This window comes from Streptomyces enissocaesilis, assembly GCF_039533765.1.
GTDB classification, from domain to species: Bacteria; Actinomycetota; Actinomycetes; order Streptomycetales; family Streptomycetaceae; genus Streptomyces; species Streptomyces enissocaesilis.
Window position 1 is genome coordinate 1 of the sequence record NZ_BAAAUD010000065.1, and the last position, 612, is coordinate 612.

Consider the following 612-nt stretch of genomic DNA (forward strand, 5'->3'; position numbering starts at 1 on the left):
TCGTCGAAGGACACGTCAACCGGATCAAGATGCTCAAGCGCCAGATGTTCGGACGCGCCGGCTTCGCACTGCTCCGCAAGCGGGTCCTCCTCGCCCCGTGATCGATGTCAGTGGCTCCTGGAACCATGTCTTCGTCCGAGACAGCCGTATCAGGAGCCATGCATGGGAACGTGGGGAACCGGCCCGTTCGACAGCGACCTCGCCGCAGACTTCGTCGATGAACTTGAGGGACTCACCCACCAGCAGGTCATCGACGTGCTGGAGCGGGCATTCCAGCGAGTCACCGACTCGGGAGAACGCGTCGATGGCGGAGACGGGGCCGAAGCCGTTGCCGCCGGCGCTCTCGTCGCCAGCACCCTCCCAGACAGCCCCATCGTGATTGACCCCGATGACGGCCCCAGGGAACCGCTGCCCGAACTGCCAGCCTCGCTTCGCGCGTCGGCGAGACTCGCACTGGACCGAGTTCTCCGGGACGGATCAGAAATGGCAACCGGCTGGGTGGACAGCGCCGACGCCGCCCAGTGGTGCCAGGAAGTGCGACAGATCCTCCGAGCACTCGAAACACCCACTGATCACGAATCGTGACCGCTTCACGGAAAGCGAGCCAGAGCC

1 protein-coding gene is annotated in these 612 nt (G+C 64.9%); it reads left to right on the top strand.

Going from position 1 to position 612, the window contains the following annotated elements; all coding sequences use genetic code 11:
* Positions 1-162: 162 nt before the first annotated feature.
* A complete protein-coding gene (locus tag ABD374_RS31515; protein WP_344500038.1) occupies positions 163-585 on the top strand; it encodes a DUF4259 domain-containing protein in 423 nt (140 codons plus the stop codon).
* Positions 586-612 lie beyond the last annotated feature (27 nt).

Coding starts and splice junctions, on each gene's coding strand:
- ABD374_RS31515 (WP_344500038.1), top strand. CDS start 163: ATGGGAACGTGGGGAACCGGCCCGTTCGACAGCGACCTCGCCGCAGAC.